At 58.2% G+C, this 26,349-nt stretch carries 20 protein-coding genes; 15 read left to right on the top strand and 5 right to left on the bottom strand.

Translation table 11 applies throughout. The annotated features are described in order from the left end of the window. The first annotated feature begins 496 nt into the window (after positions 1–496). From G5S42_RS06815 to G5S42_RS06800, 4 genes are all read left to right on the top strand, one after another. Entirely contained in the window at positions 497–1,099 is a 603-nt protein-coding gene (locus tag G5S42_RS06815) for a (2Fe-2S)-binding protein (protein ID WP_176106100.1), read from the top strand. Continuing rightward, positions 1,099–3,351: a xanthine dehydrogenase family protein molybdopterin-binding subunit gene (locus tag G5S42_RS06810; RefSeq protein WP_018434092.1), complete on the top strand. Its 2,253-nt coding sequence runs from the start codon at positions 1,099–1,101 to the stop codon at positions 3,349–3,351. Before G5S42_RS06815 ends, G5S42_RS06810 begins: the two co-directional genes overlap by 1 nt. Before the next feature lie 27 nt (positions 3,352–3,378). Further along, the gene (locus G5S42_RS06805; RefSeq protein ID WP_176106099.1) at positions 3,379–4,743 is read left to right on the top strand and encodes a c-type cytochrome; all 1,365 of its coding nucleotides are present in this window, start codon (positions 3,379–3,381) and stop codon (positions 4,741–4,743) included. A 337-nt stretch (positions 4,744–5,080) separates the two neighbouring features. Further along, on the top strand, positions 5,081–5,821 hold the full coding sequence (locus G5S42_RS06800) for an SDR family NAD(P)-dependent oxidoreductase (RefSeq protein ID WP_217709848.1): 741 nt from the start codon (positions 5,081–5,083) through the stop codon (positions 5,819–5,821). A 132-nt stretch (positions 5,822–5,953) separates the two neighbouring features. On the opposite strand, the gene G5S42_RS06795 is transcribed toward G5S42_RS06800, so the two are convergent. The 3 genes from G5S42_RS06795 to G5S42_RS06785 all read right to left on the bottom strand — a co-directional run bounded on the left by G5S42_RS06795 (position 5,954) and on the right by G5S42_RS06785 (position 9,565). Continuing rightward, positions 5,954–7,309, bottom strand: a complete 1,356-nt coding sequence (locus tag G5S42_RS06795; protein ID WP_176106098.1) for an NAD(P)-dependent oxidoreductase — start codon at positions 7,307–7,309, stop codon at positions 5,954–5,956. 185 nt (positions 7,310–7,494) lie between these two features. Further along, positions 7,495–8,493: a LysR family transcriptional regulator gene (locus G5S42_RS06790; protein ID WP_176106097.1), complete on the bottom strand. Its 999-nt coding sequence runs from the start codon at positions 8,491–8,493 to the stop codon at positions 7,495–7,497. A 211-nt stretch (positions 8,494–8,704) separates the two neighbouring features. Then, the gene (locus G5S42_RS06785) at positions 8,705–9,565 is read right to left on the bottom strand and encodes a fumarylacetoacetate hydrolase family protein (RefSeq protein WP_176106096.1); all 861 of its coding nucleotides are present in this window, start codon (positions 9,563–9,565) and stop codon (positions 8,705–8,707) included. Between the two features lie 1,019 nt (positions 9,566–10,584). On the opposite strand from G5S42_RS06785, the gene G5S42_RS06780 reads away from it, so the two are divergent. From G5S42_RS06780 to G5S42_RS06750, 7 genes are all read left to right on the top strand, one after another. Beyond that, the gene (locus G5S42_RS06780) at positions 10,585–10,875 is read left to right on the top strand and encodes a DUF1330 domain-containing protein (RefSeq protein ID WP_176106095.1); all 291 of its coding nucleotides are present in this window, start codon (positions 10,585–10,587) and stop codon (positions 10,873–10,875) included. A gap of 702 nt (positions 10,876–11,577) precedes the next feature. Next, positions 11,578–12,960, top strand: a complete 1,383-nt coding sequence (locus tag G5S42_RS06775; RefSeq protein WP_026228425.1) for an MFS transporter — start codon at positions 11,578–11,580, stop codon at positions 12,958–12,960. A gap of 155 nt (positions 12,961–13,115) precedes the next feature. Then, a complete protein-coding gene (locus tag G5S42_RS06770; RefSeq protein WP_176106094.1) occupies positions 13,116–15,302 on the top strand; it encodes a cytochrome P450 in 2,187 nt (728 codons plus the stop codon). Positions 15,303–16,429: 1,127 nt separating this feature from the next. Beyond that, a protein-coding gene (locus G5S42_RS06765) for an IS3 family transposase (RefSeq protein WP_176106093.1) occupies positions 16,430–17,565 on the top strand; the annotation gives its coding sequence in 2 pieces (ribosomal slippage) (positions 16,430–16,694 and positions 16,694–17,565; 1,137 coding nt in all). An 822-nt stretch (positions 17,566–18,387) separates the two neighbouring features. Next, positions 18,388–19,242, top strand: a complete 855-nt coding sequence (locus G5S42_RS06760) for a MurR/RpiR family transcriptional regulator (protein WP_176110388.1) — start codon at positions 18,388–18,390, stop codon at positions 19,240–19,242. Between the two features lie 306 nt (positions 19,243–19,548). Beyond that, positions 19,549–20,877 (top strand): aspartate aminotransferase family protein, encoded by a 1,329-nt coding sequence (locus G5S42_RS06755; protein WP_176106092.1) that lies wholly within the window; start codon positions 19,549–19,551, stop codon positions 20,875–20,877. A gap of 35 nt (positions 20,878–20,912) precedes the next feature. Continuing rightward, a complete protein-coding gene (locus G5S42_RS06750) occupies positions 20,913–21,467 on the top strand; it encodes a carboxymuconolactone decarboxylase family protein (RefSeq protein ID WP_176106091.1) in 555 nt (184 codons plus the stop codon). A gap of 157 nt (positions 21,468–21,624) precedes the next feature. Here G5S42_RS06750 and G5S42_RS06745 read toward each other — a convergent pair whose 3' ends face one another. Next, the gene (locus G5S42_RS06745; protein WP_176106090.1) at positions 21,625–21,933 is read right to left on the bottom strand and encodes a DUF4148 domain-containing protein; all 309 of its coding nucleotides are present in this window, start codon (positions 21,931–21,933) and stop codon (positions 21,625–21,627) included. 319 nt (positions 21,934–22,252) lie between these two features. Between G5S42_RS06745 and G5S42_RS06740 the strand changes: the two genes are divergently transcribed. The 4 genes from G5S42_RS06740 to G5S42_RS06725 all read left to right on the top strand — a co-directional run bounded on the left by G5S42_RS06740 (position 22,253) and on the right by G5S42_RS06725 (position 25,866). Then, positions 22,253–22,678, top strand: coding sequence for an OsmC family protein (locus tag G5S42_RS06740; RefSeq protein ID WP_176106089.1), 426 nt, complete (start codon positions 22,253–22,255; stop codon positions 22,676–22,678). 192 nt (positions 22,679–22,870) lie between these two features. Continuing rightward, on the top strand, positions 22,871–23,500 hold the full coding sequence (locus G5S42_RS06735; protein WP_176106088.1) for a TetR/AcrR family transcriptional regulator: 630 nt from the start codon (positions 22,871–22,873) through the stop codon (positions 23,498–23,500). A 58-nt stretch (positions 23,501–23,558) separates the two neighbouring features. Then, positions 23,559–25,112, top strand: a complete 1,554-nt coding sequence (locus G5S42_RS06730) for an MFS transporter (RefSeq protein WP_176106087.1) — start codon at positions 23,559–23,561, stop codon at positions 25,110–25,112. 484 nt (positions 25,113–25,596) lie between these two features. Next, entirely contained in the window at positions 25,597–25,866 is a 270-nt protein-coding gene (locus G5S42_RS06725) for a YodC family protein (protein WP_176106086.1), read from the top strand. 78 nt (positions 25,867–25,944) lie between these two features. On the opposite strand, the gene G5S42_RS06720 is transcribed toward G5S42_RS06725, so the two are convergent. Continuing rightward, a complete protein-coding gene (locus tag G5S42_RS06720; RefSeq protein ID WP_176106085.1) occupies positions 25,945–26,256 on the bottom strand; it encodes a superinfection immunity protein in 312 nt (103 codons plus the stop codon). Positions 26,257–26,349: the final 93 nt, after the last annotated feature.

Raw genomic sequence — 26,349 nt, 5'->3', positions numbered from 1 at the left:
CTCGGAAATCATCCCCGTTAGCCTGCCGACGCAGATGGCTGCGACTGTGCACGCCACAACCTGAATGACGATGCGAGGCATCGCCATCTCCGGCGCATCCGCGGTAATGGCGAAGCTGGCCATTTCCGATTGTGCGACTACCCTGAATCGAAAAGACGTTTTTGCCCGAGTTAGCGGGATTAATGGCTCTCTCCCGAGCACTCATCGCGCTCGCGCCCAATCTTTGATTTGTTTTCGGACGGGCGCCTGCGCTAGGCGATCACGCGTCCTTTTCGTCCGCGAGGCGTCACGATAGGCGGCGCCTCTCGACATGAGGCCAGCCCATGATTGATAAGTGCGTCTTATGTCCCCGTTAAGGCTTTTTAACTAATCAAATCCGGCTGCGTCTAGGAAAATAGCGTGTCGTCCAGCGAAGACGGAATGTCAATACGGGACGGTACCTGTCTGTCGGATCTCGTTGCGCCGGGGCCGACTTCAATCGAGCAATTGGAGAGCTATGAAGCTTCAGATCAACGGCAAGACCTATGAGGTAGAGGCGGATGCCGATACGCCCTTGCTGTGGGTGATCCGCGATGAACTAGGTCTGACGGGTACGAAGTACGGCTGCGGAATCGCGCAGTGCGGAGCCTGTTCCGTGCTCATCGATGGCGCAGTGGTACGTTCCTGCGTAACCCCAGTAGAAGGTGTCGCGGGGCGGAGCATCACGACGATCGAAGCCATCGAAAACGATGAGGTCGGTAAGCGCGTCGTCGCAGCCTGGGTCAAGCATCAAGTTCCACAGTGCGGCTACTGCCAGTCCGGTCAGGTTATGGCAGCAACCGCGCTCCATAAGCAGAATCCTCGTCCGAGTGACGATGACATCGCGGCCGCGATGACCAATCTGTGTCGATGCGGAACCTACAACGCGATCCGCGCGGCAGTCCATGAAGTGGCGGGCGGCGCGCCACACACGGCTAGTTCGGCGGCTGGCAATCCCGGGCAGTTGGCGGCACATCCGGCAGGCGAACCGGTTGCGGCGACTACTACGATTGCGTTGGCTAACATTGGAGCTGTCAGCGCACGCGTTCGACAAGGGACGGTCGACGAGGAGCAAAGCTAATGACGAACCTGCTGGATAGCCCGTCGGAGCAGTTCCCGATCGAAGAGCAGCCGCGCAATATTTCACGACGGCGTTTTTTGCTCGCGTCCGTGGGGACGGCGGCTGGCGCCTTGGTCCTCGGTTTTGGTCTGCCGGTCGGTCGGGCGCGCGCGCAAGCCGCGGCGAACTCGGCGCCGGGTACGAACGTACCGGCTTTTCTCGAGATACGGCCCGACAGCACTGTCAGGCTGCAAAGCCCATTCATCGAGGGCGGCCAGGGCGTTTTCACGGCCATGGCGCAGATCGTCGGCGAAGAATTGGACGTAGACCCTGCGACGTTCATCGTGGATACCGCTCCTCCTGGACGGCAGTTTCAGGTCATGGACATTGGTACACGGTTTACCGGGGGCAGCATGTCCGTCCGGTCGAGTTATCCGACGATGCGTCGGCTGGGTGCGCTTGGCCGCGCAATGCTGCTGCAGGCGGCGGCTCAACATCTGCGCGTACCGGTCGGCGAACTGACGACCCAGCCGGGACGGGTGATCCATGCGTCATCGGGCCGATCGCTCAGCTATGGAGAACTCGCAACGAGCGCAATGGACCTGCCGGTTCCTCAACCGGATAGCGTGAAACTAAAGAATCCGAGCGAGTTTCGTTGGATCGGCAAGCCCATGGGGCGGCTGGATGTCCACGAGAAATCGACAGGTAAGGCGATTTACAGTATCGACGTACGCGTGGATGGCATGTTGCACGCGGCTGTCCAGCACGCGCCCAGACTTGGCATGACCGTTGGTTCCATCCGTAACGAAAGCCAGATCAAGGCAATGAAGGGGGTGCATTCCGTTCATCGTCTGCCCGGCGCAGTCGCGGTTGTCGCGGAACGTTGGTGGAACGCCAAACGCGCGTCCGAGGCCGTTCAGGTCGAATGGCACGAGCCTGGACCGGAATCGACGCTGCGCTACATGCCTGCCGACTTCTCGACGCAGGCGTTTCGCGACCGACTGGCCGCCGAACCTGGATCGGGCGATACTGCCGAGACTATCGGCGACGTCAGTCGCGCACTAAAGGACGCGCACACGACCGTCACCGCGACCTATCACAGTCAGTACCTCAATCATGCGCAGTTGGAGCCGCCTTCATCGCTCGCGCGGTTCAATGCAGACGGTACCCTCGAGGTGTGGCTGCCCAACCAGGCGCCGGACTTGTTTCTGGCCGATATGGTCAAAAGAACTGGACTCGATCCGGCGAAGATTACGATTCATTCACCGTTGCTCGGCGGCTTCTTTGGACGACATTTCATCTACAACACCGCCAGTCCGTATCCGCAGGCTGTCCAGCTTGCAAAGGAGACCGGGCGTCCAGTCAAGGTGATCTGGAGCCGCGAAGAAGAGTTCCTCCGTGACATATTGCGGCCAATGGCGGTGGTTCGCTTCCGCGCGGGGCTCGATGAGAACGGGATGCCTGTTGCCCTCGAAGCAGTGAGCGCCACCGAGGGACCCACCGAGGGGATCGCCAACAAGCGCGACACGAAGCTCGATCCGACCGCACTCGAGGGACTGACGGGCAAAGCCTATACGATTCCGAATCGACGCATTGCGCAGCTCTATGTAAAGACGCCTGTGATGCTCGGCTACTGGCGCTCCGTTGGTAATTCCCACAACGACTTCCTCTACGAGACGTTTCTCGATGAGTTGGCCGATAAGGGCGGCCACGACCCTTACGATTTGCGGATGCGGCTTTTGCAGGGCAATCAGCGGTTGACGCATCTGTTGAGCGCAGTCGCCGAACTCTCGGGAGGATGGAAGCGTGGACCATTCACCGCCGAGGATGGCACCCGGCGCGCACGCGGTGTCGCAATGGCGTCGCCTTTCGGCTCGCAGACCGCGGCTATCGCGGAGGTGTCTATCGAGAATGGTCACGTCAAGGTCCACGATGTATGGGAAGCAATCGACCCGGGAAGCATCGTGAATCCGGCCATCATTGAGCACCAGGTTAGCGGTGCTGCCGCACTGGGGCTCTCTGAGGTTCTGCTGGAAGAGGCCGCTTACAAGAAGGGTATGCCGGTTGCACGCAACTTCGACATGTACCCGATCCTTCCGCCCGCTCGCATGGCACGCGTGCATGTCCGGATCGTCGAGAGCGGTGCAAAGATGGGGGGCATCGGCGAGCCTCCACTTCCAGCCGTTCCGCCTGCGGTCGCGAATGCCGTGTCGAGACTGACCGGTCAGCGTGTGCGCAGCATGCCGCTGTCGCAATACAACTTCAAGGCGTAAGTAAGGTCGCAGGGACGATAACAACAGATGACGAAAAGTCGGTCCAAAAGAATCTTCGCTGTGTTGGCGGTGGTTTGCGTCGCGGTTGGCGTGACGTGGTTCGTCACGCGCAAGCCGTCGTCGTCTTTCGACGGGATTGCGGACACAAATCCGCCATCGGTGGAATTGATCCAACGTGGTGAATATGTCGCCCGTCTAAGCGATTGCGTGGCGTGCCATAGCACCCCGGAAAGCGCGCCTTTCGCCGGCGGCCTTGAGATGGCGACGCCGATGGGCTCGATCTTTGCCACCAACGTCACGCCCGACCCGCAAACTGGAATAGGCAGGTACACCCTTGCCGATTTCGATCGGGCAGTCCGTCATGGTGTCGCAAGCGATGGACATCGACTCTACCCGGCCATGCCGTATCCGTCCTATGCAAAGCTCAGCGACGACGATCTGCGAGCGCTCTATGCCTACTTCATGCACGGCGTCGAGCCGGTTCACGCGGCAAACAGATCGTCTGATATACGTTGGCCGTTGAATATGCGTTGGCCGCTAGCGCTGTGGAACGCGGTGTTCACGGCGTCGGCCCCGTATCAGGCTAAGACGTCGGGAAGCGCAGATATGCAGTGGAACCGAGGCGCGTATCTCGTTCAGGGTCCTGGCCATTGCGGCAGTTGCCATACGCCGCGCGGGTGGGCGTTCAACGAAAAGGCGCTCGATGAAGTCAGTCCGCTCTTTCTCTCTGGCTCGGTGCTGGATGGATGGTATGCCCCAAGCCTCCGGGCGGACCACAATACCGGCCTTGGTCGATGGAGCGAGGCCGACATCTATCAGTTTTTGAAAGCTGGGCGCAACCCGCACGCCGTCGTCTTCGGATCGATGACCGACGCGTTCAACAACTCGACGCAGTTCATGACAGATCAGGACCTGCAGGCGATCGCGCATTACCTGAAATCGCTACCTGGCGATGCGAATCGGGACGGGGCGCCGTGGACATACGATGCCGCGTCCGATAGGACTCTGGCCGCCGACGAACGATTGAAGATTCCCGGTGCCCAGACGTTCCTGGCGAAATGCAGCTTCTGTCACGGACAGAACGGACGCGGTCAGGGACAGTGGATACCGCCGCTTGCAGGGAACGCATCGTCGATGACAAGCGAGAACGCCTCCAGCATCAACGTGACCTTGAACGGCTCGGCGCGAGTTGTCGCAAATGGTGTTCCCGATTCCTATCGAATGCCGCCGTTCCGTAATCAGCTTTCCGATGAGGAAATCGCGGACGTTCTCAGTTTCATCAGGACTTCATGGGGTAATAGAGGCGGCGCGGTGAAACCGGAGGAGGTCAAAAAGCTTCGCGAACGGACGAATCCGGCGAGCAGCAATGTCATCGTCCTGCAAATGCGTTGAGTGTGGTGCAGCCAAGCGTTCTACTTTGGAGCCATCGGTTCGCGTCGTGATGCCCACGGCGGCGGCGATCACCTGATGACGCATTCGGGGAGACCATTGAGACGATCTCACGACTTCGCCTACGTTGGCAGTAACACGCCGGCCGAAATCTCCGTGCGTGTCATGACCGAAATCTTGGCCGTAAGGAACGGCGTATCGCTACCTTCGGATGTATCGGTCGCGCACGCTAAACTCGGGTGAGTTGTTGCGCGCGAACTGGAAGCAGGTCGGGCATTGACCTGGTCCACCTAGCGTTTATGCGCGACACCTGTTTGGGATCGCAGACATCGAAAGGCTGATGACATTCATGGCACGCATATTTATTACTGGCTCTGCCGACGGCCTCGGTCAGGCCACGGCGCAGACTCTCCTTGCGGAAGGGCACCAGGTGGTCGTTCATGTGCGCGCCCCACAGAGGCTCGTCGCCGTACAGAATCTTATCGATCGAGGCGCGGAGGCAGTTGTCGGAGATCTTGCTGACTTTGATCAGACACGCGACATTGCCGAGCAGGTGAATGAACTCGGACCAATGGATGCCATCATCCTCAACGCGGGCGTGTACTCCGGTCCCACGGTACTTCCTGTCAATGTCGTCGCGCCCTACATAATCACAGCTCTGACTGTTCGACCGCAACGCTTGATTTTTCTAAGCAGCAGCATGCACCGCAACGGACGGCCGTCGCTCGCCGGGATGGATTGGACCGGGCAGCGTGTTACGGGCTCATACTCGGACAGTAAGCTTTTCGTCACCGCGCTTGCTGCCGGTGTCGCGCGACTGTGGCCTGACGTCTTCTGCAATTCTGTAGATCCCGGTTGGGTACCCACCAGGATGGGCGGCCCCAATGCTCCGGATGATTTGCGGTTAGGACATCTCACGCAAGAATGGCTTGCCACTAGCGATGACGTTGAGGCACAGACTACGAACGGGTACTGGCATCACCAACAGAAGGCTGATCCGCACCCCGCGGCGCGCGACATCAATTTTCAAATCCATCTGGTCGATCAATTGGCTCGAGCCACTGGACTTTCATTGGCGTGAAAATAGGCGGCCCTAGAGTACGAGTTGACACGGCGTTACATTCCAAATCGCTGCGTGCAGTGACGAACCTGGCGACGAGTAGGACGCAACTAATCTAACCCATTGCGGCAGGTCTGCCGCATCGGGCACCTACTAGACAGCGAACTGCACAGCGGCGGACATATTGTGATAGAACACCGTGAGCACAGGAGTCAAGTCATCCGGATCGGCAGTATTGAGTGCGTGCTCCCAAATATTTCTGACGGCGTTCGCAATCAGCAGCGGTGCGCCGAGCCGAATGGAAAGTGAGCAAATTTGATTTAAATCCCGGACACTCTCCTTGAGTTTCGTGTCCTTGATCGGGACACCCTCAGCGAGGGCCGGTAAGAGCGTTCGGGAACACTCGCTCCATCCTGAGCTGGTGTTGATGACATTCGAAATCGCCCGCATAGACAAGCCATACTTAAGGCCCATCATCGCGCACTCGTAAGTAATATGCAGACACAGTGCTGCGATTGCGCTTTCAAGGAGGTCCTCTAATGATGGTTTGCCGGTGCCAACGGACGCCGTCGCTTCGCCAGTGCACGCTCGTGATTGATCGCCTGTTGCCTCCTGTAACCGAGAGCCTAGTTGTGTGCCGGCAAGCATTTCAATTACTCTGACCATATCCTCGAGACGGGCTTTGCTTGGGAGTGTATTGGCGCCGATCTGCAAAAGGCCTCGAACGATGGTTGTGACGTACATCGGAGTACCAACTGCCATGCCCAGCGATAGTGCCTGATTAACGTCCTTGAGCATTAGTGCCAGTGCGAAGTTCGTCGATGTTTTCCCTTCAACAAGGGCGGGCAGCATTTTGTCCGTCGTCTGATTTCTGGCTACGCCTTTATTGAGGGAAACTGCCAGCTCCCTTAGAGGTATCCCTGCTTTTCTGCCCAGCACAGCAACCTCAAGCGTTCCGAGGCGACATGCTGCGTTCATCGCATTATTTACGATTTTCATTGCCTGTCCGTCGCCAACTAGAGTACCGCACCGATAAATCGTCTCAGTAATTAATTTCAGTACGGGTTTCGCTCTTTCGAATGCCTCGTCGGCACCGCCGACCATTAGGGTCGCCCCGCCTAGTGGGACCATGTGCGGACTTGCGGACACGGCGGCGTCGACAAATGTGATGTCGCATTTCTGCAATTCGTTCGCGATCTGCCTCGTCTCCTCTGGTACACCGCTCGTCTGATCGATAAGCAATGAACCGCGCGACAACCCAATGGATAAGCCAGTTTCGCCGAATATCATGTCCCTAACATCAGAGCTTCTTGGCAGGCAGACTATGATCGTCTGACAATTCTCTGCTAGTTCAGCTGCTGATTTAGCAACATGGACTCCTGCTTCGTCCGAAAAGGCCACGCGAGCTTCGGCACTGATATCCCAAACCCAAAGCTCTGCTGATCCAATGAAACGACGTGCAAGTTGGCTCCCAAGCGCGCCCAAACCGATATAGCCCACTTTAATCATTTTCGTCTCCACTATCTAAATTTCAATTCGAATTCGTAATTCGCGGTACCAACGCCATCAGGAATCGTGCGCAAAGCCCCGAGCGCAATCTCTCTAGGAGCGCTTGATAAATGCGCGAACGGCGGTTCACGACTTGAGCGAGCTCTTGCAGATTGGTCTCATGAGCACCGGGAATTTCCGACTGCTCATTCTGTACAAAGCTCTTTTCCCACTGCCTCAAGATGAGCGATGAAGTCACGATGCATGTCATTGAGCGGCGCCGTTTCCCGAAAAATCACCGCGATGTTTCGTTTCAATGCTGGAAAGGTGATGGGCAAAACCTTGATAGACCCTTCCTTCACTTCGACGATCGTGGAGTGTGCGGGCAAGAGGGCCAGGTGATCACTCTCCGCGACCAAGGTTTTGGTGAATTCAATTGACCCGCACTCGATAAACTGTTGCGGCGGGGGCACCCCTTCGGCCTCGACAAGCTTCTCGAATACGGCTCGCTGATGCCATCCGATCATCGGACTCACCCACGGAAATCGCGCGAGGTCAGCCCACGACGGTTCTACTAACCCAAATAGGTAGTGATCAGGTCGTGCGAAAACGCAGAGGCGGTCGCGAAAAAGTACGCGCTGCTTAAGCCCTTCAGGAAAGATGTCGAAAAACTCAGTCTGTGCGATGACGAAATCAAACTCGCGGCGGAAGAGCCCCAGCAACAGATCGACCTGGCGTCTTTCGATGACGCGCAACATTACATTGGGAACCTGCGCTTTCCAGCGAGCGACCGCAAGAGGGAGCACCCGGCTCGCAATACTCGGTAACGTGCCGACCGTTACGACGTTAGTTGCTGCAGAGTCAGCCCGAAGCCGCGTTTCGGCGAGATCAATCTCATCTCGGATGAGCTTGGCATGAGAATAGACGAGTTCGCCGAGGGGAGTCGGAATAATTCCTGTTGGTGTCCGGGTCAGCAGTTGCATTCCCAGTTCGTGTTCCAGGCGGTCCATTGACTTGGTTAGCGCAGGTTGCGAAATGGACAACTTTTTGGCCGCTTTGGAGAGGCTTCCCTGTTCGATGGCCGTCACCATATACAGGAGCTTGCGCGGGTCCATGGCTAGTCCAGGGAGCGCCGCGCTCGCTCCATTTTCAGATTCGCTTTGTGGGGTGATCTTCGCGCGATCAGGCATGGCTGCTATCGTCATGGCATATCTCTGTCTATCCGTGATATCAGATAATCGGAGTAATGCGAGTTGCTTCGCAGACGTCCTTCGTTAAAAACGACCGGAACTGAGAGGTTGTCAGTCGTCTTGTTCAAGTTCGCGGGTAGTCAAGATTTAGCCGACCGTTGTAGCCACCGGCGCCCTAAGCTGGTCGGAGCGCCAAACTAGCGTAACCCCTAAGCCTGTCGAACGCCTAGACGAAGCGATTCGTGAGCGTCCCCAGACCCGTAATAGAGATTTTAACCTCGTCACCCGCCTTCAAGAATCGGGGCGGATTAAACCCTATGCCAACGCCTGCAGGGGTGCCAGTCGCGATGACGTCGCCGGGCTCCAGCGCCAGCCCAGCCGAGATTGTGGCAATGAGAGCCGGTATGGGGAAAATCAGATCTCGCGTGTTCGCGTCCTGACGAAGGTCACCGTTGACCCAGCATTTGACGTCAAGTCCGTCAGATTTCACCTCATCGGCCGTAGTGACCCATGGCCCCATAGGACAGAAAGTGTCGAGCGATTTACCAAGAAACCACTGTTTGTGCTGTCGCTGACGGTCGCGAGCAGTCACATCGTTGATAATGGTGTAACCCCAAACATGATCCATTGCATTCGCAGCCGCGATGTCACTACCGCCCTTGCCGATAACGATAGCAAGTTCCGCCTCGTAATCGACGCAGTGGGTGACATGCGAATGCAGTTGCACGGCGTCTCCGTTCCCGACAATTGTTGACGGAGGCTTGCTAAAAACCGCAGGATATTCGTCGATTTCGGCTCCCTTAACCGCGCCGGCTTCGTAACCGCTGCCTGCGAACTCCTTCGCATGCTCACGGTAATTTTTCCCGACACAGAAGATGTTGCGACGAGGAATAATCGGCGCAAGCAGCTTGATTTGGTCGAGTGGGATTTCTTCGCCCTTGGCGGCCGCGGACAACAGCTCCGCAGTCTGAGCGATGATCTGAACCACGTTCTGCACTGAGACATCGAACGGCCGAATGACGGACTTTTCCAAGTCGACGATCCCGAACCGTTCAGTCTTCCCCAACGAAAAGCGGGCGAGTTTCATGCAATTGCTCCCGGAGTCTTAAGAAGTATTCGAAACTAGAATGTCGACAAGACAATTAGTAGCAGCGCGGTCTGTTTTCAATACGGAAATCTTGATGGGCTCACATTCGCTTTAAGCTAACATGGACACCACAGTCTGTATTCATTTTAGACCGTAAACAATTAGCCCGTTAAAAGTTACATCAATTTCCGTCGTTTGTTGCAGGCCAGGTCGCTCATTTTGAACTAGTCAGCATCCGGAAAAACCAAAATTTAGTGTCTTTCTCTGTAACAAGTTCCGAGCAGTTTGTGTTAATCGCCCGACTGCGAATCGGGAAGTCCCATACGGGGCTCGTTGGATTAATAAAAATCAAATCCCAGTAGCGACGTTTTTGGTTATTGGGTTTTTCGGTGATTTCTTTGAAATCCCATCAAAACCGTCATGCTTATCCTCGTCGGCGGTGCTTGCCAACTGCCGGCGCCTGACTAACCGGCGTCGAGCACGCAGTTGTCGGTCGTGCCAACGTCTCCGGTCAACAGGAACTTCTGCGTCAGGACGCCTCGCGCATGCTTTCTCCATCCCGCGAATCAAGTTTGTCGCTTCATTTGCTTCCGCCCGCTGTTCGCATTTGGGTGCGAGACATCCTCACTGCTTGCCGTAAGTCTAGGTTTCCGTTTTGCCCTTAACTAGACTAGGGCGGCAGCCGATATAACTTAAGGTTATTACTGCGTAGGCAAGCCTTGACCGCCCCCTGTCCGTTGCTGATCATGGTAATGGGATGAGGCAAATCTGGCGTATTTGTCTGGTAAACGATCTAAATGTTTTTTTAATGAAACTAATCGATGACTGACGCGACAGCGGAATCAATCGTTAAACTCGCAAAAGCCAAGGGTTGAAGAAAGCTGAGCTCTTCGACAGAAAAGGCAAAGCGCTCCCGAGATCATGGAGGATTTCAGTCGCTATTCACCAAACAAAGTGCGCGACTGAAACGGACAAATTCTAACTTTCAGTGTGGAACGCACTGTGCAATTGGAGGTGTTATGTCGAAGGTTTATTGGATTGCTGCGTACCGGGCTATCAAGAACGCCGACGCCCTTGCGGCTTATGGGAAATTCGCGGGCGCGGCCATTCAGAGCGGGGGTGGCCGCTTTCTCGCGCGCGGCATCCCTGCGCAAGTATATGAGCAAGGATTGCAAGAACGCACAATCGTAATCGAGTTCGACAGTCTGGAGCAGGCAATTGCTACGCACGACGGGAGTGCGTATCAGGCAGCTCTCAAGGCATTGGGCGATGGTGCGGAGCGCGACATCCGCATCATCGAGGCAAACTGAATTTTTTCGGCAGACATTCGACATTCTTGTTTTTAGACGAGAACTTCAGGCAGTAGAGGCGTTGTCGAGTCGGGCAACTGCACATCCGTCCACCTTGCGCACGTATCGCGCTCCTTGAAATCATCAGCGAGCGGCTTGGGCCGCGAGAATACGGTTCTCAGACGCGGCAACGAAGGAGTCTAGGGCCCCGCGAGCCAAGAATTCATACGACAGCGCCGCTGACATCAATCAAGCAGGCTGATGGCGTTCCTGGGAATCCGGCACGGCTACGAGCGGATACCGGAGTTCTAGGAACGGCAGGGAGACGGGCGGAAAGCGAAGTGTCAGTACCGAAAGCCCAAAAGCGCGCCGAATCGCGATACTTCTCATAACCTGCAGTCATATTGGGGTAAGCATACACGTTGGGCCCAATTGAGGTGACGGATATGATGGTTCTATTGGTTTCAATAGTAGGTGTTCCATCATTTCCGTAATCTAGCCGGATCGCAGTTCGAGACAATACCAAGCAACTTCATGTTGCGGATTAAGGAGACAGATACATGAAAGTCGATCATTTCAACAGATTCCGGTCTATTGCAGGGTGGCATCGGCACACGCAAGCTCGATAAATCAACTTATGTGCGACGGAGTGAGATTCGCCGTCGATTTCGGGTTTCGTCTAAATACCTATGACAGATCTCCGAATATTTTGGGAGCTTACGGATGAACAGTGTGAACGCAGGTGCCCGACTGGATCGCCTTTCAATTGGACCGTTTCATCGGCGCGTTTTATGGCTCGTCAGCATGGGTGTATTTTTTGACTCATTCGACAACACGTTGTCGTCCTCAGTTCTCGCAGCGTTGCTTAAGAGTGGTTGGTCGACTCTCGAACTCAATTCTCTATTCATGTCTGTTACCTTCGCTGGGTTGACTATCGGCGCGGCGGGTGCGGGCTGGTTGAGTGACCGTTTCGGTAGACGTTTCGCGTATCAATTCAATCTGTTGATCTTTGGTTGCATGGCTGTGGCTTCTGCGTTCGCTCCTTCCATGCACTGGATGATTGTGATGCGCGGGATCATGGCACTTGGCATGGGCGCCGAATACGTAATGGGCTGGGGCTTGATAACCGAGTTCGTGCCACCCCCGCAGCGCGGTCGCTATCTGGGCTGGTTCGGTTTGTTCGCGGGAATTGGTGTATTCGTCACATCTGTCATCGGCTGGCTGATCATTCCTAAGTTCGGCTGGCGTCCAATGTTCTTGATTGGTGGTATCGGCACGCTGTGGGTGTGGTGGGAGCGTCGCAAACTGCCAGAGTCACCACGATGGCTCGAGCGAATCGGTCGCGGCGGCGAGGCCGAGGCGATCATGCAGCGCATCGAGAGCGAAGCGCAGTTGTTTGAACCGCTGCGACCGTTTGTCATTGTTCCTCAACCAGAGCCCAAGTACATCCCTGTCGCGGTTCTGTTTTCGCGTCCAATGATTCGACGCACGGCACTCGCAATTATGATTATGGTTGTCGGTCTATTCGGTTCGTATACGCTTTCGGGTTGGATGCCGACTTTCTTTGTCCAGCAGGGTATGAGTGTTACGCGATCGCTTGGTTTCAACGCGGCGATGATGGGCGGCTGGATTGCAGGGCCCCTCATCTGCGCAGGCATAGCAGATCGAATCGGTCGGCGTTGGGGGCTTGTGCTCTTCGGCTTGGTGTGCGCGGGCTTTGGTGCTGCCTATCCATTTCTCAACTCCGACGAATTGATTGTATTAGGCGGGTTCCTGTTGGTATCCGCGGTCGCGTCCTTTTTGATCTTGGCCTCCGGATGTAGTCCTGAGCTGTTTCCGACTGAGTGTCGTTTCCGCGGAGCGGGGTTGGCCCAGTCAATTGGGAGGGCGGGACTGATTGTGTCTCCCGCGATCGTGCTCACTCTGTTCAACAACTACGGAATTGGAGGCGTCATCGGAGCCCTTGCTGCTGGGTATGTAGCGGTGGCTCTGATCATGACATTGGCTGGTGTGGAGACGAACCAGCGCTCTTTGGAGGCTCTAGACCCTAGTGCAGTGCCGGAGCCGTCGTCTGATGCAATTCTGAGTCCAATTCGACATAAGTAATGTGAGTTCTTCGTACAGTGTCCAAAAGACGCTCGGGTAATTGCTTGGGGAAGTCAGTCCACGCCAGGGGAAGAACGCGTAGAGATACGGAGACTTCACCATCGCCTTGTTGAGGACGGATCGCGAAGCAAGTTGTGCAGTAGGTTTTGACCAAAATGTTTGACCTCGCTGGAGAAAATATGTCGTGTACGCCATCCCCCGATTGGGACCCCCTTGATCCCGCACATCATGGTGATCCGACGGAGATCCATGCTCAACTTCGTGAAAAATGCCCAGTGGCTTGGAGCGAGCGATTTGGTGGCTTTTACGCGCTGACTCGCTACGAAGACGTCACCAGGGCGGCGCAAGATTATGAAACCTTCACCAGTGCTCAGAAAACACCTATCCCGGAGGCTACCGGTCCGGACCGGCCGCCGCGAGCCCCCGCAGAAGTCGACCCGCCAATCCATGGGGATTTCCGAGATCTACTAAACAGGTTCTTTACGCCTGATCGCATCCGTCTGCTTGAGCCGGTGATCCGAAGAGCCGCGCGTGATTTACTTGGTCGGTGCATTTCTATTGGAGAGACCGACGCAGTCGAGTCCTTCACTTTTTTTATGCCGATCCAGGTGCAGTGCATCTTCCTCGGGATCTCAGTTGAGGATGCTCATACGATCAAGACAATCATCAACAGGATTATCGACGCCGGCGCAGCTGGCGATGTCGCTGTCCACAAAGAAGCGAACGACCAGATTTATACGTATATTGACGGCGTGATAAACGCCCGTCGAAAGACTCCTTACGACTCTAATGACGTAATCAGCTCGTTATTGAATGAGACTGTCGGTGGTCGAAAACTCACGCAAGAGGACGTCGCGGGAACTATCCGGCTCTTCCTCCAAGCGGGACATGGCACGACAACGAACGCTCTTGGAAGTATTATTCGCCATCTCGCGTCGACGCCTGAGGATCAGAAGCGTCTGAGGAATGAGCCAAAACTGATTCCCCAGGCGATCGAAGAGATTCTTCGGGCATGGACACCCGTTCGGCTTGTGGGGCGCAGGACGACCTGCGACGTCGAGGTTGAAGGCACGATCATTCCCAAAGGTTCGAAGGTCGGCTTGATGGTATCAGCCGCGAACCGAGATGGCGCCAAGTTTGCCGATGCCGACACTGTGGATTTTGACCGCAAGCCAAACCCACATATTGCATTCGGTTATGGGGTTCACCGGTGCATCGGAGCGTCATTGGCTCGTGCGCAACTACGCGTTGCTGTTGAGGAGTTGTTGTCGATGACAGACGACTTCATACTCACAGGGGAACCCGAATTCAGTACGTGGTCTCATTTGGGCCCCTCCAAGCTGCCCATAAGATTCGTTGCGCGTTCGGCCGATATGGCAACAATCAGCGTCCGGGCTGGCCACAAGGAAATGGCGTTGACCGTCAGTGACATTCGCCCCTTGGCTGAGCGGATCATCGAGCTTACTCTGCGTCCCGCGACAGGCGCTGAACTGCCAGAGTGGACGCCGGGTGCTCATATTGACCTCGTTCTCCCTGGCGACATCATCCGTTCTTACTCGCTGACCGGAAATCTTGCGGATAGAAGCAGTTGGCGAATAGCCGTACTGCACGAAGTGGGCGGACGGGGTGGCTCCGATATCATCCATCGAATGAAGTTGGGGGACGCCGTGCGTGTCCGTTGGCCCTTGAATAACTTCGAATTGAAACCGGCTGAGTGCTATCACTTTTTCGCTAGTGGGATTGGTATCACACCAATCTTGCCAATGATTGAAGCCGCTCAAAGACAGGGGCGACCATGTCGGCTGGACTACGTAGGGCGCAGTGGCGATCAACTTGCTTATCTCGAACGTATCGCTGCCTTAACAGAAGCACATGTTCACTTCACGTCTGAGACTGGACGGCCAAACCTGTCCGAGTTGCTCACAGAGAGCGGGGACGATGCTGAGGTTTACGCCTGCGGTTCGGAAGGATTTTTGCTTGATTTAGAAGCGGCAGCAACAGCTGCTGGACGATCGTTTCACACCGAATGGTTTGCGCCGAAGCCAGGTGCGCGCCAAGCAGCTGAAGGTGCGCTAGAGGCGTTCACTGTGAGGCTGGAACGCTCGAACCTTGAGGTGACGGTTGTTCCGGGACAGTCAATTATCGATGCGTGTGCAGAAGCGGGAGTAGTGATTCCATCGTCATGCTTCGAGGGCACCTGTGGTTCTTGTTTGTCAACGGTGTTGGAGGGGGTGCCGGACCATCGCGATTCGTTTCTTCTTCCAAATGAGCGCAGGGGCAACCGCTTGATAGCGCCTTGCGTTTCGAAATCGATGACAGACTGGCTAGTCCTGGATCTTTGATATCGGTCCGGCCGCGTTCCGCAGATCCGGTGCTTTTCGCTGCAGCCGCAGCAATGTTTTCCGCATACGTCACGTGTAGCCGCCCGGTTAGAAGAGGCGCGCACTGCCTTATGCAATGCGCATAACTGTGTGCTATAAGAACTCGACTAGCAGGAGCGCCCATATTTCAGTCTATAAGGCTACAATGCCGCACAATTGCTTCCAGGTAACCTTGATGTGACGCATATCACTTTCCCAGCGATGAGCACCTAGCTGCGAGTAGTGAGTATCTGTCGCGATGAATCGAAGAATCGAAATGGCGATCCTATAGCTTTGGGTCTGTCTGCTTGTCGCAGCGGTGCATCTAGCACCGCTTGCAGGGGAGACTTCTGACATTGGAACCGGTGATTCTAGGCGGTCGACTATCGACGGTTCTTTTTTTGTGTCGATCCGAGCGGCCGCGCTCCTGCCCTTTAGAGGACCGGCCGGATCAAAAGTGTGAATTCATCGATCACGACAGCTTCCGTCCGCGGCGTGACGCCGCCAACCTCAGCAAGCAACACTGATGACGCAGAACGTGACCTCGCCCCAAGTCGGCTCTGGCCGAATCGCGAGCGTTCTACGTTGCGGCGAGAACCGTTCAAATATCTCAACCGGACGCAAGTTTTTCGTTGTATCGGGTACGCCACGACTCGAACATAGCATTCTTTCCATCAAGAGTTTGACTTTGGAATTCTCGATCATTGAGTCTCTCTTCGAGAGACCGAAGACAACGTGGTATTTCGGGGAATCCCCTCAGCGCTTTATCGATGTATGCTTTGGCCGGCTTTGAGAAAGTGCTGCCTGCACTGACGAGAGCGTGCTGCAAACGGACGTTGTCAGTCACGAGTATGTCTGGAGGGGAGTCCTTCGCCGCCAACTCATAGATCGCTCTGTGCTCCCAGAGAAGCGCAGGACTGTCGAATATCCTAATGCATAACCAAGAGGGGCGCGGGATTTCGAACACGAATAACCAACTGCCCGAGGGAACGCCTACATACTTACCGGCGTATGTGGTGATAAGAGGTGGCCGCGCAAATTCGGACAGCCGGATAAGTGGAACGCTCGGGGCCTGAGCCGGCGATAATGCCGACAAAGGAACCTGGAAGATGACGAAGAGAACCCGACGGACACACTCAGCCGCGTTCAAAGCGAAAGTGGCGATGGCGGCGGTCAAGGGCGAGCGCACGCTGGCCGAACTGCCGCAGCAGTTCGATGTGCACCCGAACCAGATCACCGAATGGAAGCGGCAGTTGCAGGAACGTGCCGCCGATGTGTTTGGCGCAGGCGGCACGGCGTCGAGCGAGCCACAAGTCGATTTGAAGGAGCTCCATGCGAAGACCGGCCAGCTCACGCTGGAGAACGATTTTTTAAGCGGCGCGCTCAACAAAGCGGGATTGCTGAGCGCAAAGCGATGATCGATCGTACGCACGCATTGCCGATCTCGCAGCAGGCGCGACTCGTTGGTATCGCAAGATCGAGCGTGTATTACCGGCCGCAACCGGTGAGCGAGGCAGACCAGTTGCTGATGCGCCGGATCGATGAACTGCACATGGAGTTTCCGTTTGCCGGAGCGCGGATGCTGGCGCGACTGCTGCGTCGCGACGGACATGAGATTGGCCGCAGGAGTGTGCGCACGCTGATGAAGCGCATGGGTATCGAGGCGCTGTACTGCAAGCCGAACACGAGCCGACGCAATGCGCAGCACAAGATCTGGCCGTGTCTGCTGCGGGGCATGACGATCAATCGGGCAAACCTGGTCTGGGCACTGGATACGAGTTATATTCCGATGGCGCGCGGCTTCGTGTATCTGACCGCCGTGGTGGACTGGGCCAGCCGGAAGGTACTGGCCCACCGCGTAGCGATCACGATGGAGGCGATGACCGCTGTCGAGGCGTTGGAGGAAGCGTTCACGAAGTACGGGCAACCTGAGATCGTCAATACCGACGAGGGCGCCCAGTTCACCGCGACAGTGTTCACCGAGGCAGTGCTCAGTCGGGGCATCCGCTTATCCATGGACGGCAAAGGCGCCTGGCGAGACAACGTGTTCGTCGAGCGCGTGTGGCGAAGCGTGAAATATGAAGAGGTTTATCTGAAAGCCTATGAATCGGTCAGCCATGCCCGCCGTTCTATTGGCGACTACCTGAACCTTTATAACCACAAGCGGCCCCATTCAAGTCTGTCCGATCAGACGCCGGATGAGGCATACTTCGCGACGCTGCCTGCGATCAAATTGGCAGCATGACTGCCTCGGACGTTCCACTTATAAATCGCAGAAAACTGTCCGAACGAGTGAGGCGACCTCTATAAACCATATCCGCGTGTCACCGCTAAAATCGGCAAACTCCAGTTCCGTGTATGGCAGGTGGACCATTTGCTCCTCCGCGAGACGCCTCTATATTGGACCGCACGCATACCAATGTTACCTCGTGGAGTGGTGTCCAGTACTCAACGCAACGACGTGAATTTGCAATCGCTATATCCCGGGTTCGTAACAGAACCGAGGGTTTCGGGATGACCTGAAATCAACGCTCGACGCATCTGCTTGTCGAGCAGTTGGCGGCAGGCATGGGGTGCGATGCGGTAGGGAACTAGCCCCGAAACCGCGTGAGAGCCAATCGGGGGCGTGTCCACACTACGCTTGATAATGTCTTTAAGATCAAGCAATTATGTTGGTTTTCGTTAGGTCAGGTCAAATTGCGAACGATAAAACTCAGGCCACGTTTATTTGCAAAAATTTTTTCTAACTTATTGATTTCATGGATAGTACGTTTGCGCTCCGCTTTTGCACGTCATTCGGACAGGCGTTTATATTTTTTACAAAGCAGGGGAAGGGCGCTTGCCGAGAGATGCAGAGTTGACTGCAATCCCTTATGGAGACGGGAGTCGAACGTCTAGGTCGATTATTCAAGTTAGTTTTATTTGCGAAAAATCGTGACGACAACTTTGTTTGCGAAAGAACAGATTTCGTTTGTCGCTCACCAGAGCGTCTTCGCGCCGTTGAAACACTGCTACCCGGTGGTAACATTTGTTGTCATCTCTTACCCCGGCGCCGCGCCACCTCAACATGCCAGACAGCTTCGATCAGCTCGTCGCCCTGATCCGGGCGCGCTTCCCCGAACTGAGTCCGCAGTTCCAGATGGGGGCGGCCTTCCTGCTCGATCATCCGGACGAGGTCGCGGTGTCGTCGATGCGCAAGGTGGCCGAGCGCGCGCAGGTGCAGCCGGCGTCGCTGGTGCGGCTGTCGCAGCAACTGGGCTTTCCCGGTTGGAACGAATTGCGCGATCTGTTCGTCGCGCGCGTGCGCACGCGGCCGGAGCCGTTGACGAGCCGGGCGCGCTCGATGGTCAAATCGAAAGATGCGCTCGCGAACGACCTGCTCGTCGCGCAACAGCACAATCTCGAAACGACCGCCGCGCATAACGGTCGCGTGATCGTCGAGGCCGCGCGGGTATTGCGGCGCGCGCCGCACGTTCACGTGGCGGGCTTCCGCTCGTGCTATCCGGTGGCGTTCGGCCTCGTCTATGGCTACCGGCTGTTTCGGCCGTCGGTATCGCTGCTCAACGGCGAGGCCGGCACGCTCGAAATGCAGCTGCGCACGATCGAGCGCGACAGCGCGACCATCGTCATCAGCTTCGCGCCGTATTCGGTCGAAGCCGCGCGCGTCGCCGAAGCCGCGCTCGAAAAAGGCAGCAAGCTGATCGCCATCACCGACAGCGCGGTGTCGCCGATCGCGCTGAACGCCGACAAGGTGCTGATCTTCTCGCACGAAAGCCCGTCGTTCTTTCCGTCGCTGGTGGCCGCCACCGCGATCACCGAAGCGCTGGTCGCGCATCTGCTCGCGCTCGAAGGCGCGGATGCGCTCGAGCAGCTCGCGCTCGCCGAACAATCGCTGCATGCGAAGGGCGCGTACGTGCCTTGAACGATTGCGTGAGGGCACGCCGCGCTCCAGCCGGTGCCGTCCAACAACGTTTGACAACAAATGTTGTATAGGCGTATAAATACGTACCGATTGTTGAATATCGGTGCGGCCCGTGGCGTCGATGCAGCGACGATCCGCACGATTCCGACGACGAAAACACCTTAGGGACCGTGCTGTTCGGCAGTGCGGGCGTGTCGATGAGGCGTATCGCCAGCGGCAATGCGTGTTCGACACTTTCATCGCGTGAGCGACGCCCGAGCCGGCCTGCGTCTCAGTCCGCACCTCCATCAGCAGGAGCTGAACATCATGACCAACGTTTTTCATCGTTCTCCGAAGCAGTCCTTGCCGGTGGCCGTCGCGGGCGACGGCATCGAAATCATCGACTCCACGGGCAAGCGCTATATCGACGCGTCGGGCGGCGCCGCCGTGTCGTGCCTCGGCCACAGCAACCAGCGCGTGATCGACGCGATCAAGCGGCAGGCGCAACAGCTGCCGTACGCGCACACGTCGTTCTTCACGACGGAGCCGGCCGAGGAACTGGCCGACCGGCTCGTGGCGAGCGCGCCGGCCGGACTCGAGCACGTGTACTTCGTGTCGGGCGGCTCGGAGGCGATCGAGGCGGCGCTGAAGCTCGCGCGTCAGTATTTCGTCGAGAAGGGCGAGACGCAGCGGCGTCATTTCATCGCGCGTCGGCAGAGCTATCACGGCAACACGCTCGGCGCGCTCGCGATTGGCGGCAATGCATGGCGCCGCGAGCCGTTCCTGCCGATCCTGATCGAAGCGCATCACGTGAGCCCGTGCTACGCGTATCGCGAACAGCGCGCGGACGAAACCGAAGAAGCGTTCGCGCAGCGTCTGGCCGATGAACTCGAGCAGAAGATTCTCGAACTCGGCGCGGACACGGTCGCCGCATTCGTCGCGGAAACGGTGGTCGGCGCCACGGCGGGCGCGGTGCCGCCGGTGCGCGAATACTTCCGCAAGATCCGCGCGGTGTGCGACCGCTACGGCGTGCTGCTGATTCTCGACGAGATCATGTCGGGCATGGGCCGCACCGGTTATCTGTTCGCGTGCGACGAAGACGGCGTGGCGCCGGATATGCTGACCATCGCCAAGGGCCTTGGCGCGGGTTATCAGCCGATCGGCGCGACTCTGGTCAGCGACCGCATCTATCAGACGATCGTCGGCGGCTCCGGCTTCTTTCAGCATGGCCATACCTATATCGGCCATGCGACCGCGTGCGCGGCCGCGCTCGAAGTGCAGCGCGTGATCGCGGAAGACAATCTGCTGGCGAACGTGCAGGCGCGTGGCGAGCAGTTGCGCGGCCGGCTGCGCGAGCTCTATGCGCGGCACCCGCATATCGGCGACGTGCGCGGGCGCGGCTTGTTCGTCGGCGTCGAACTCGTGAAGGATCGCGGTACCAAAGAGCCGTTCGACGCCAAACTGAAACTGCACGCAACGATCAAACGCGAAGCGTTCGCGCGCGGCCTGATGGTGTATCCGATGGGCGGCACCGTCGACGGCAAGAGCGGCGACCACGTGCTGATCGCGCCGCCGTTCATCTGCACGGAGCGCGACATCGACGTGATCGTCAGCCGCCTCGACGATGCGATCGGCGCGTCGCTCGCCGCCGTCTAAGCTGTTCCGAACCATTGCCCTTAGCGAGAACCATGATGACCGAGCGCTTGCCTCACTTCGAGATGTCCACCGCCACGCCCGAGCAGAAGGCGGTGCTCGACGAAATCCTGTCCGGCCCGCGCGGCAACCTGAACGGGCCGTTCCTCGGCTGGATCCATAGCCCCGAACTTGCGCAGCACGCGCAACGCCTCGGCGCGTTTTGCCGCTACCAGACCGGGCTGCCGCTGCGGCTGTCGGAACTCGCGATTCTGGTCACCGCTTCGCGCTGGCAGGCCCAGGCGGAGTGGCACATCCACTATCCGATCGCGCTGCAGGCGGGCGTGGCCGCTGCGGACGCCGAGACGATCCGCCAGGGGCGCCGCCCCGAGTTCGCCGATGCCGACGACGCACTGATCTACGACTTCGCAAGCGAACTGTATGAGACGAGGCGCGTATCGGACGCGACGTATGCGCAGGCGGTCCGGCGGTTCGGGCATCAGGTCGTGATCAACCTGGTCGGCCTGCTCGGCTACTACGCGCTGGTCGCGATGACGCTGAACGTGTTCGACATGCGCGCAGTGGGACAGCAAAACCTGCCGTTTCCCGAATAGCGCTTTTACCGACGGGCGGCCGCGCAGCAGCGCCGCACCCGCCAACGAAAAAAGCCCCGGTTGCCGAACTTCGCAACCGGGGCTTTTTACTGCGTGCTGCCTTAACTGCCAGCGTGCCTGGTTATCACGCTTAGTCAAGACGCTTGGTTACCACCTTTTAGTTACCGCGATACGTCGAAAACAGACGTTGCTGCACCGTCGCCGGCGCACCTGCGTCCGACGAACTGGCCTTCGCGCCGCCGACATCCTGCGTACCCTCCGCCGAAGCGGTGACGATCGTCGAGTCATGCGGCACGGCCTTCGGATACGTGGTGTCGTTCTGGTTCAGAAGGCCCGCTTTTTGCGCGGCTACGAGTTCGGCGCGCACCTGAGCGCGCGTGATCGGACCGTTTGCCTGCTGGGCGAACGACACTGCCGGAACGATAAGAGCGGATGCGACGACAACTGCGGAAAGAAGCGATTTCATGACGACCTCCAAGATTGTGTGGTGGACCGGTTTGAATTGCATTTCCCGATCCGTTGAACGCAGTCTATTTCTTACGAGGTCGGCAAAAAAGCGGCTTTCTGGTGAAATATTGTTGCGGGTTTTGACATAGTGGAAAGGGCGCTTTTCCGCGCCGAAACACGGAAGCGCCTATCATTGAAATCCGGTCCACACCGGCGCCTGCAAGCCGCGCGGCACCTGCGACCGATGCCCAGGCACGGACACATCCGGGCGGACCGCCGCGGCGGGCATCATCTTCGGTCGAGCAGCGTGCGCGGCAAGGCATCAACAGGAGAGAGCAATGAAGCGCAAGGCATCGGCAGTCTGGCAAGGCGGCCTGCAGAACGGCAAGGGCTCGATTTCCACCGACAGCGGCGTCCTGAAGGACACCCAATACTCGTTCGCGACGCGCTTCGCGGACGGCATCGGCACGAATCCGGAAGAGCTGATCGCGGCTGCGCATGCGGGGTGTTTCTCGATGGCGTTGTCGGCGGAGCTGGGCAAGGCCAACATCACGCCGGAGCGGATCGGCACCACGGCCACCGTCACGCTCGACAAGGACGGCGGCGGCTTCACGATCACCGCGGTGCATCTCGACGTCACCGTCAAGATTCCGGGCGCAGACAAGGCCGCGTTCGACAAGGCCACGGCGGACGCGAAGGCCGGTTGCCCGGTGTCGAAGGTACTGAATGCAACGATTACAATGGATGCGAAGCTGGAGACCTAAGCCTTTGCTGTCACTTTCAGCGCAACGAAGCCGGCGAAGGGCGATGCCCGCCGCCGGCTTTTTCATCACGGTCGTCGGAATGAACGGATGACCCCGACGCGAGTAGGCCTACGGAAGGCCGTCCTTGATTTATTGAACACCCAGTCATAATATCCACAGACCGACGCCAACGTAGCAACGAGGTCATCGCAATTGAGTCATTCCAGGCAAGCCGCGAAAAAGGCCGGCGAAACATCCCAGCGCGGCCGTCCGCGCGAGTTCGACACGGACACCGTGCTGGCGAACGCAAGCCAGGTGTTCTGGGATCACGGCTACCACGCGACGTCGATCGACGATCTGTGCAAGGCCACCGGTCTGCTGCGCGGCAGCCTGTACGGCGTGTTCGGCGACAAGCACGGCATCATGCTCGCCGCGCTGGAGCATTACTCGGAAGGCGCGGTCGCACGGCTTGCGCAGCGGCTGAGCGCGACGGCTGATCCAGAGCAGGCGCTGCGCGACGCGCTGCTGCACTACGCGCGGGTGTCATGCGCGTTGAGCGGCCGGCGCAGTTGTTTCATCACGAATACGACGCTCGAAATGCAGCCCGATGACGAATTGCTGCGCGCGCGCGTCGCCGCGATTCAGCGGCGCATGGCGACCCTGCTCGCGGCGGCGGTGATTCGCGGGCAGGCGAGCGGCGCGTTCGATTCGTCGCTGGACGAAAAAGCCGTCGGCGATTTCCTGCTGTGCGTGATGCAGGGCCTGCGGGTGATGGGACGGGTCGCGCAACAGCAAGATGCGCTGATCGGTATCGTCGATGTGGCGATGCGCGCGCTGGTCTAGCAGCTCGTTCGCGAACACCGGCGCAAAAATTTTTTAACCATTTCTTGAACGATTGGTCATGAAAAGAGAAGCGATCAAGTCCGCTCCGGCGGCATTCGGTGGGTCCGCTAGCGGCGCGGCCTGCCCAGCCGGGGCGGTGACTGTGCCCGGCCCCGCGATGGCAGGCATGGCTGTCGCCGCCAAAGCGGCGGCGCCCGGCTTCCCGCGCCAGGCGCTCGCGCTCGCGGTGCTGTTCGTCGGCGCCTTTCTCGCGCCGCTCGATTACTTCATCGTCAACCTGGCGCTGCCGTCGATTCACACGGGCCTGAACGCGAGCGACGCGCAGCTGCAACTCGTCGTCTCGGCCTATGCGTCGGCCTACGCGGTGCTGCTGATCACGGGCGGGCGCCTCGGCGATCTGTTCGGCCGCCGTCGCATGTTCATGACGGGCATGGCGGCTTTCGTGATCGCGTCGGCGTTGTGCGGCTTCGCGACCAGCGGCCATATGCTGGTGATCTCGCGCATCGTGCAAGGCATCGCGGCCGCGGTGATGGCGCCGCAAGTGCTCGCGACGATTCGCGCGGTCGTACCGTTGCATCAGCAGACGCGCGTGATGAGTCTGTATGGCTTCGTGTTCGGCTTGTCGTCGATCGTCGGGCAGCTCGGCGGCGGCGCGCTTATCACGTATCACCCGTTCGGGCTCGACTGGCGCGTGATCTTTCTGATCAACATCCCGATCGGCATTGCGGCGTTCATCGGCACATGGAAGTTCGTGCCGGAGAACCAGCCGGCCACGCATACCGGCGTCGATCTGAAGGGCGTTGCGCTGCTGTCGGCGGTGCTGCTGCTGGTCATCTATCCGATGACGCACGGCCGCGAAGCCGGCTGGCCCGCGTGGACTTTCGCGATGTTCGCGCTCGCGGTGCCGGTGTTCGCGCTGTTCGTCGCGACCGAACGGCGCGTCGAGCGCGGCGGTGGCCATCCGCTCGTCGATCTGCAACTGTTCCGCAATCGCGCGTTCGCGCTCGGTCTGGTGCTCGCATTCCTGTTCTATTGCAACAGCGCGTTCTTCCTGACCTATGGCATCTTCCTGCAGACCGGCCTGCACTGGACGCCGCTCGCGTCGGGCATCGCGATCATGCCGTTCGCGCTCGGCTTCGTGATCGGGCCGCTGACGTCGCCGGCCGTGGTCAAGCGCATCGGCGCGCATGTGCTGACGCTCGGTTTCTCGATGATGACGCTGGGCTTCGCCGTGACCGGCTGGTCCGCGACTCGATCCGCGACGCCCGATCTGCTGTTCTACTGCGGGCTGGTGTGCGCGGGTGTCGGACATGGTCTGCTGTTGCCGTCGATCATGCGCATCGTGCTGCAGGAGGTGGTGCCCGAGAAGGCGGGGCTTGCATCGGGTGTGGTGTCGTCGACGTTGCAGATCGGCTCCGCGTTCGGCACCGCGGCGGTGAGCGGCGCGTTCTTCGGGGCGCTCGGTGGCAGCGCGGCACCCGCGTCGTATGCACACGCGTTTCAGCTGAGCCTGGCTATCAATGCCGCGCTGATGTTCGTGTGTATCGGCCTGAGCGTGCTGCTGGTGCGTCATCAGCAAAGCGTACGGCGCTCAGTCGCTCCGGCGGTTTGAAATTGAGCCATTGGTAATCGTTTTCATTAGCTGGCTCGCTCAGCAAAATCGTTCAATTTGAACGAAGCGGTATAACGAACTACGTGGCATTTACCGGCGATCTACTCGTTCACAGGTAATTCTGATTTAGATCAAAGAGGTCTTTCTGATTAACGGCTCAACGCTATCGCGTCGGGTTTTCTAATCAGAGGAAACCGGCGTCGTATTTTCTACCGGCCTGCAAACGGCCTGCAGTAACTGTTGCGTTTGTGCGGTAGCGCACATAGGGTTAGCCGCAATGTTTTCGCCGAGAATGTTTTGGGAATGCCGGGAACTTTAACCATTGGGCATCAACCGCGGTTCCAGTGAAAACGGTATCAATAAAAAGCGCTTGCCGCGTTTAAATTCGATTGTTAATCTGTCTAAACTTTAGAGCATCAATTCAACAGGTCGAAGTCGTTAAAGCCGGGCTCAACTTAAAAACGCTCAAGATAGGGGGACCAAGATGCTGACCGCTACCATTGACGCATTCCAGACAACATCCGCCGCCTTCAACGTGGGCGACGTCGTCAAGTTAAAAGAAGGGGGCCCGCGCATGACCGTGACGTATGCAGGTCCGGTCGCGCGCAATCCGGGCGACTGGCTGATCTGCGAGTGGTTCGATGAACACGGCGAACTGCGTCATGAAACCTTTGCCGTGCAAGCCGTGCGTGCGGAACCGCGCTCGATTCCGGCGGGCTCGGTACAGTGGAGTCGCATCGGGCGCGCGGCCTGAGTGACGCACGTGCGCTTCAATCAAGCCGTTTCCTGTTATTCGTTTATTGCTCGTATTGCGCGAGCCGCCCGAATCGTTTCAGCGCTCGGGCCGGTCGCGCGCGGCCTCGCGTCGCCGCACGCGCAGCGTCAGTGCCGATGAAAACGCGCGCAAGGTCGACATCTTGCGAGTCTGGGCGACGTCGCTCGCCAGGCTCTCCGCCGGATTCGGCTGTAGCGCCCAATACAGCGCGAGCACCCAACCAAGCACGGTCCAGCCGAGGCAGGCGTTAAATAGCGCGAGCGTCAGCACGTCACGACGCTTGCGCCGGTCCGCGATGATCGCCGGCAGAAAATACAGCGCTAGCGCGAACGCCGCGCCGATGGCCTGAACGGCCACGTTGCCACTCATAAAAGCTCCTGATGCGCGATGCAAGTAGTGATTGTCGCGCGAATGGCCGCCGCCCGCCGCGCACCCTGCGCGTTCCAGTCCCCACCCAATCAC

The sequence above is a fragment of the Paraburkholderia youngii genome, assembly GCF_013366925.1.
Taxonomy (GTDB): domain Bacteria; phylum Pseudomonadota; class Gammaproteobacteria; order Burkholderiales; family Burkholderiaceae; genus Paraburkholderia; species Paraburkholderia youngii.
This window is presented reverse-complemented; position numbering and strand designations above follow the sequence as displayed.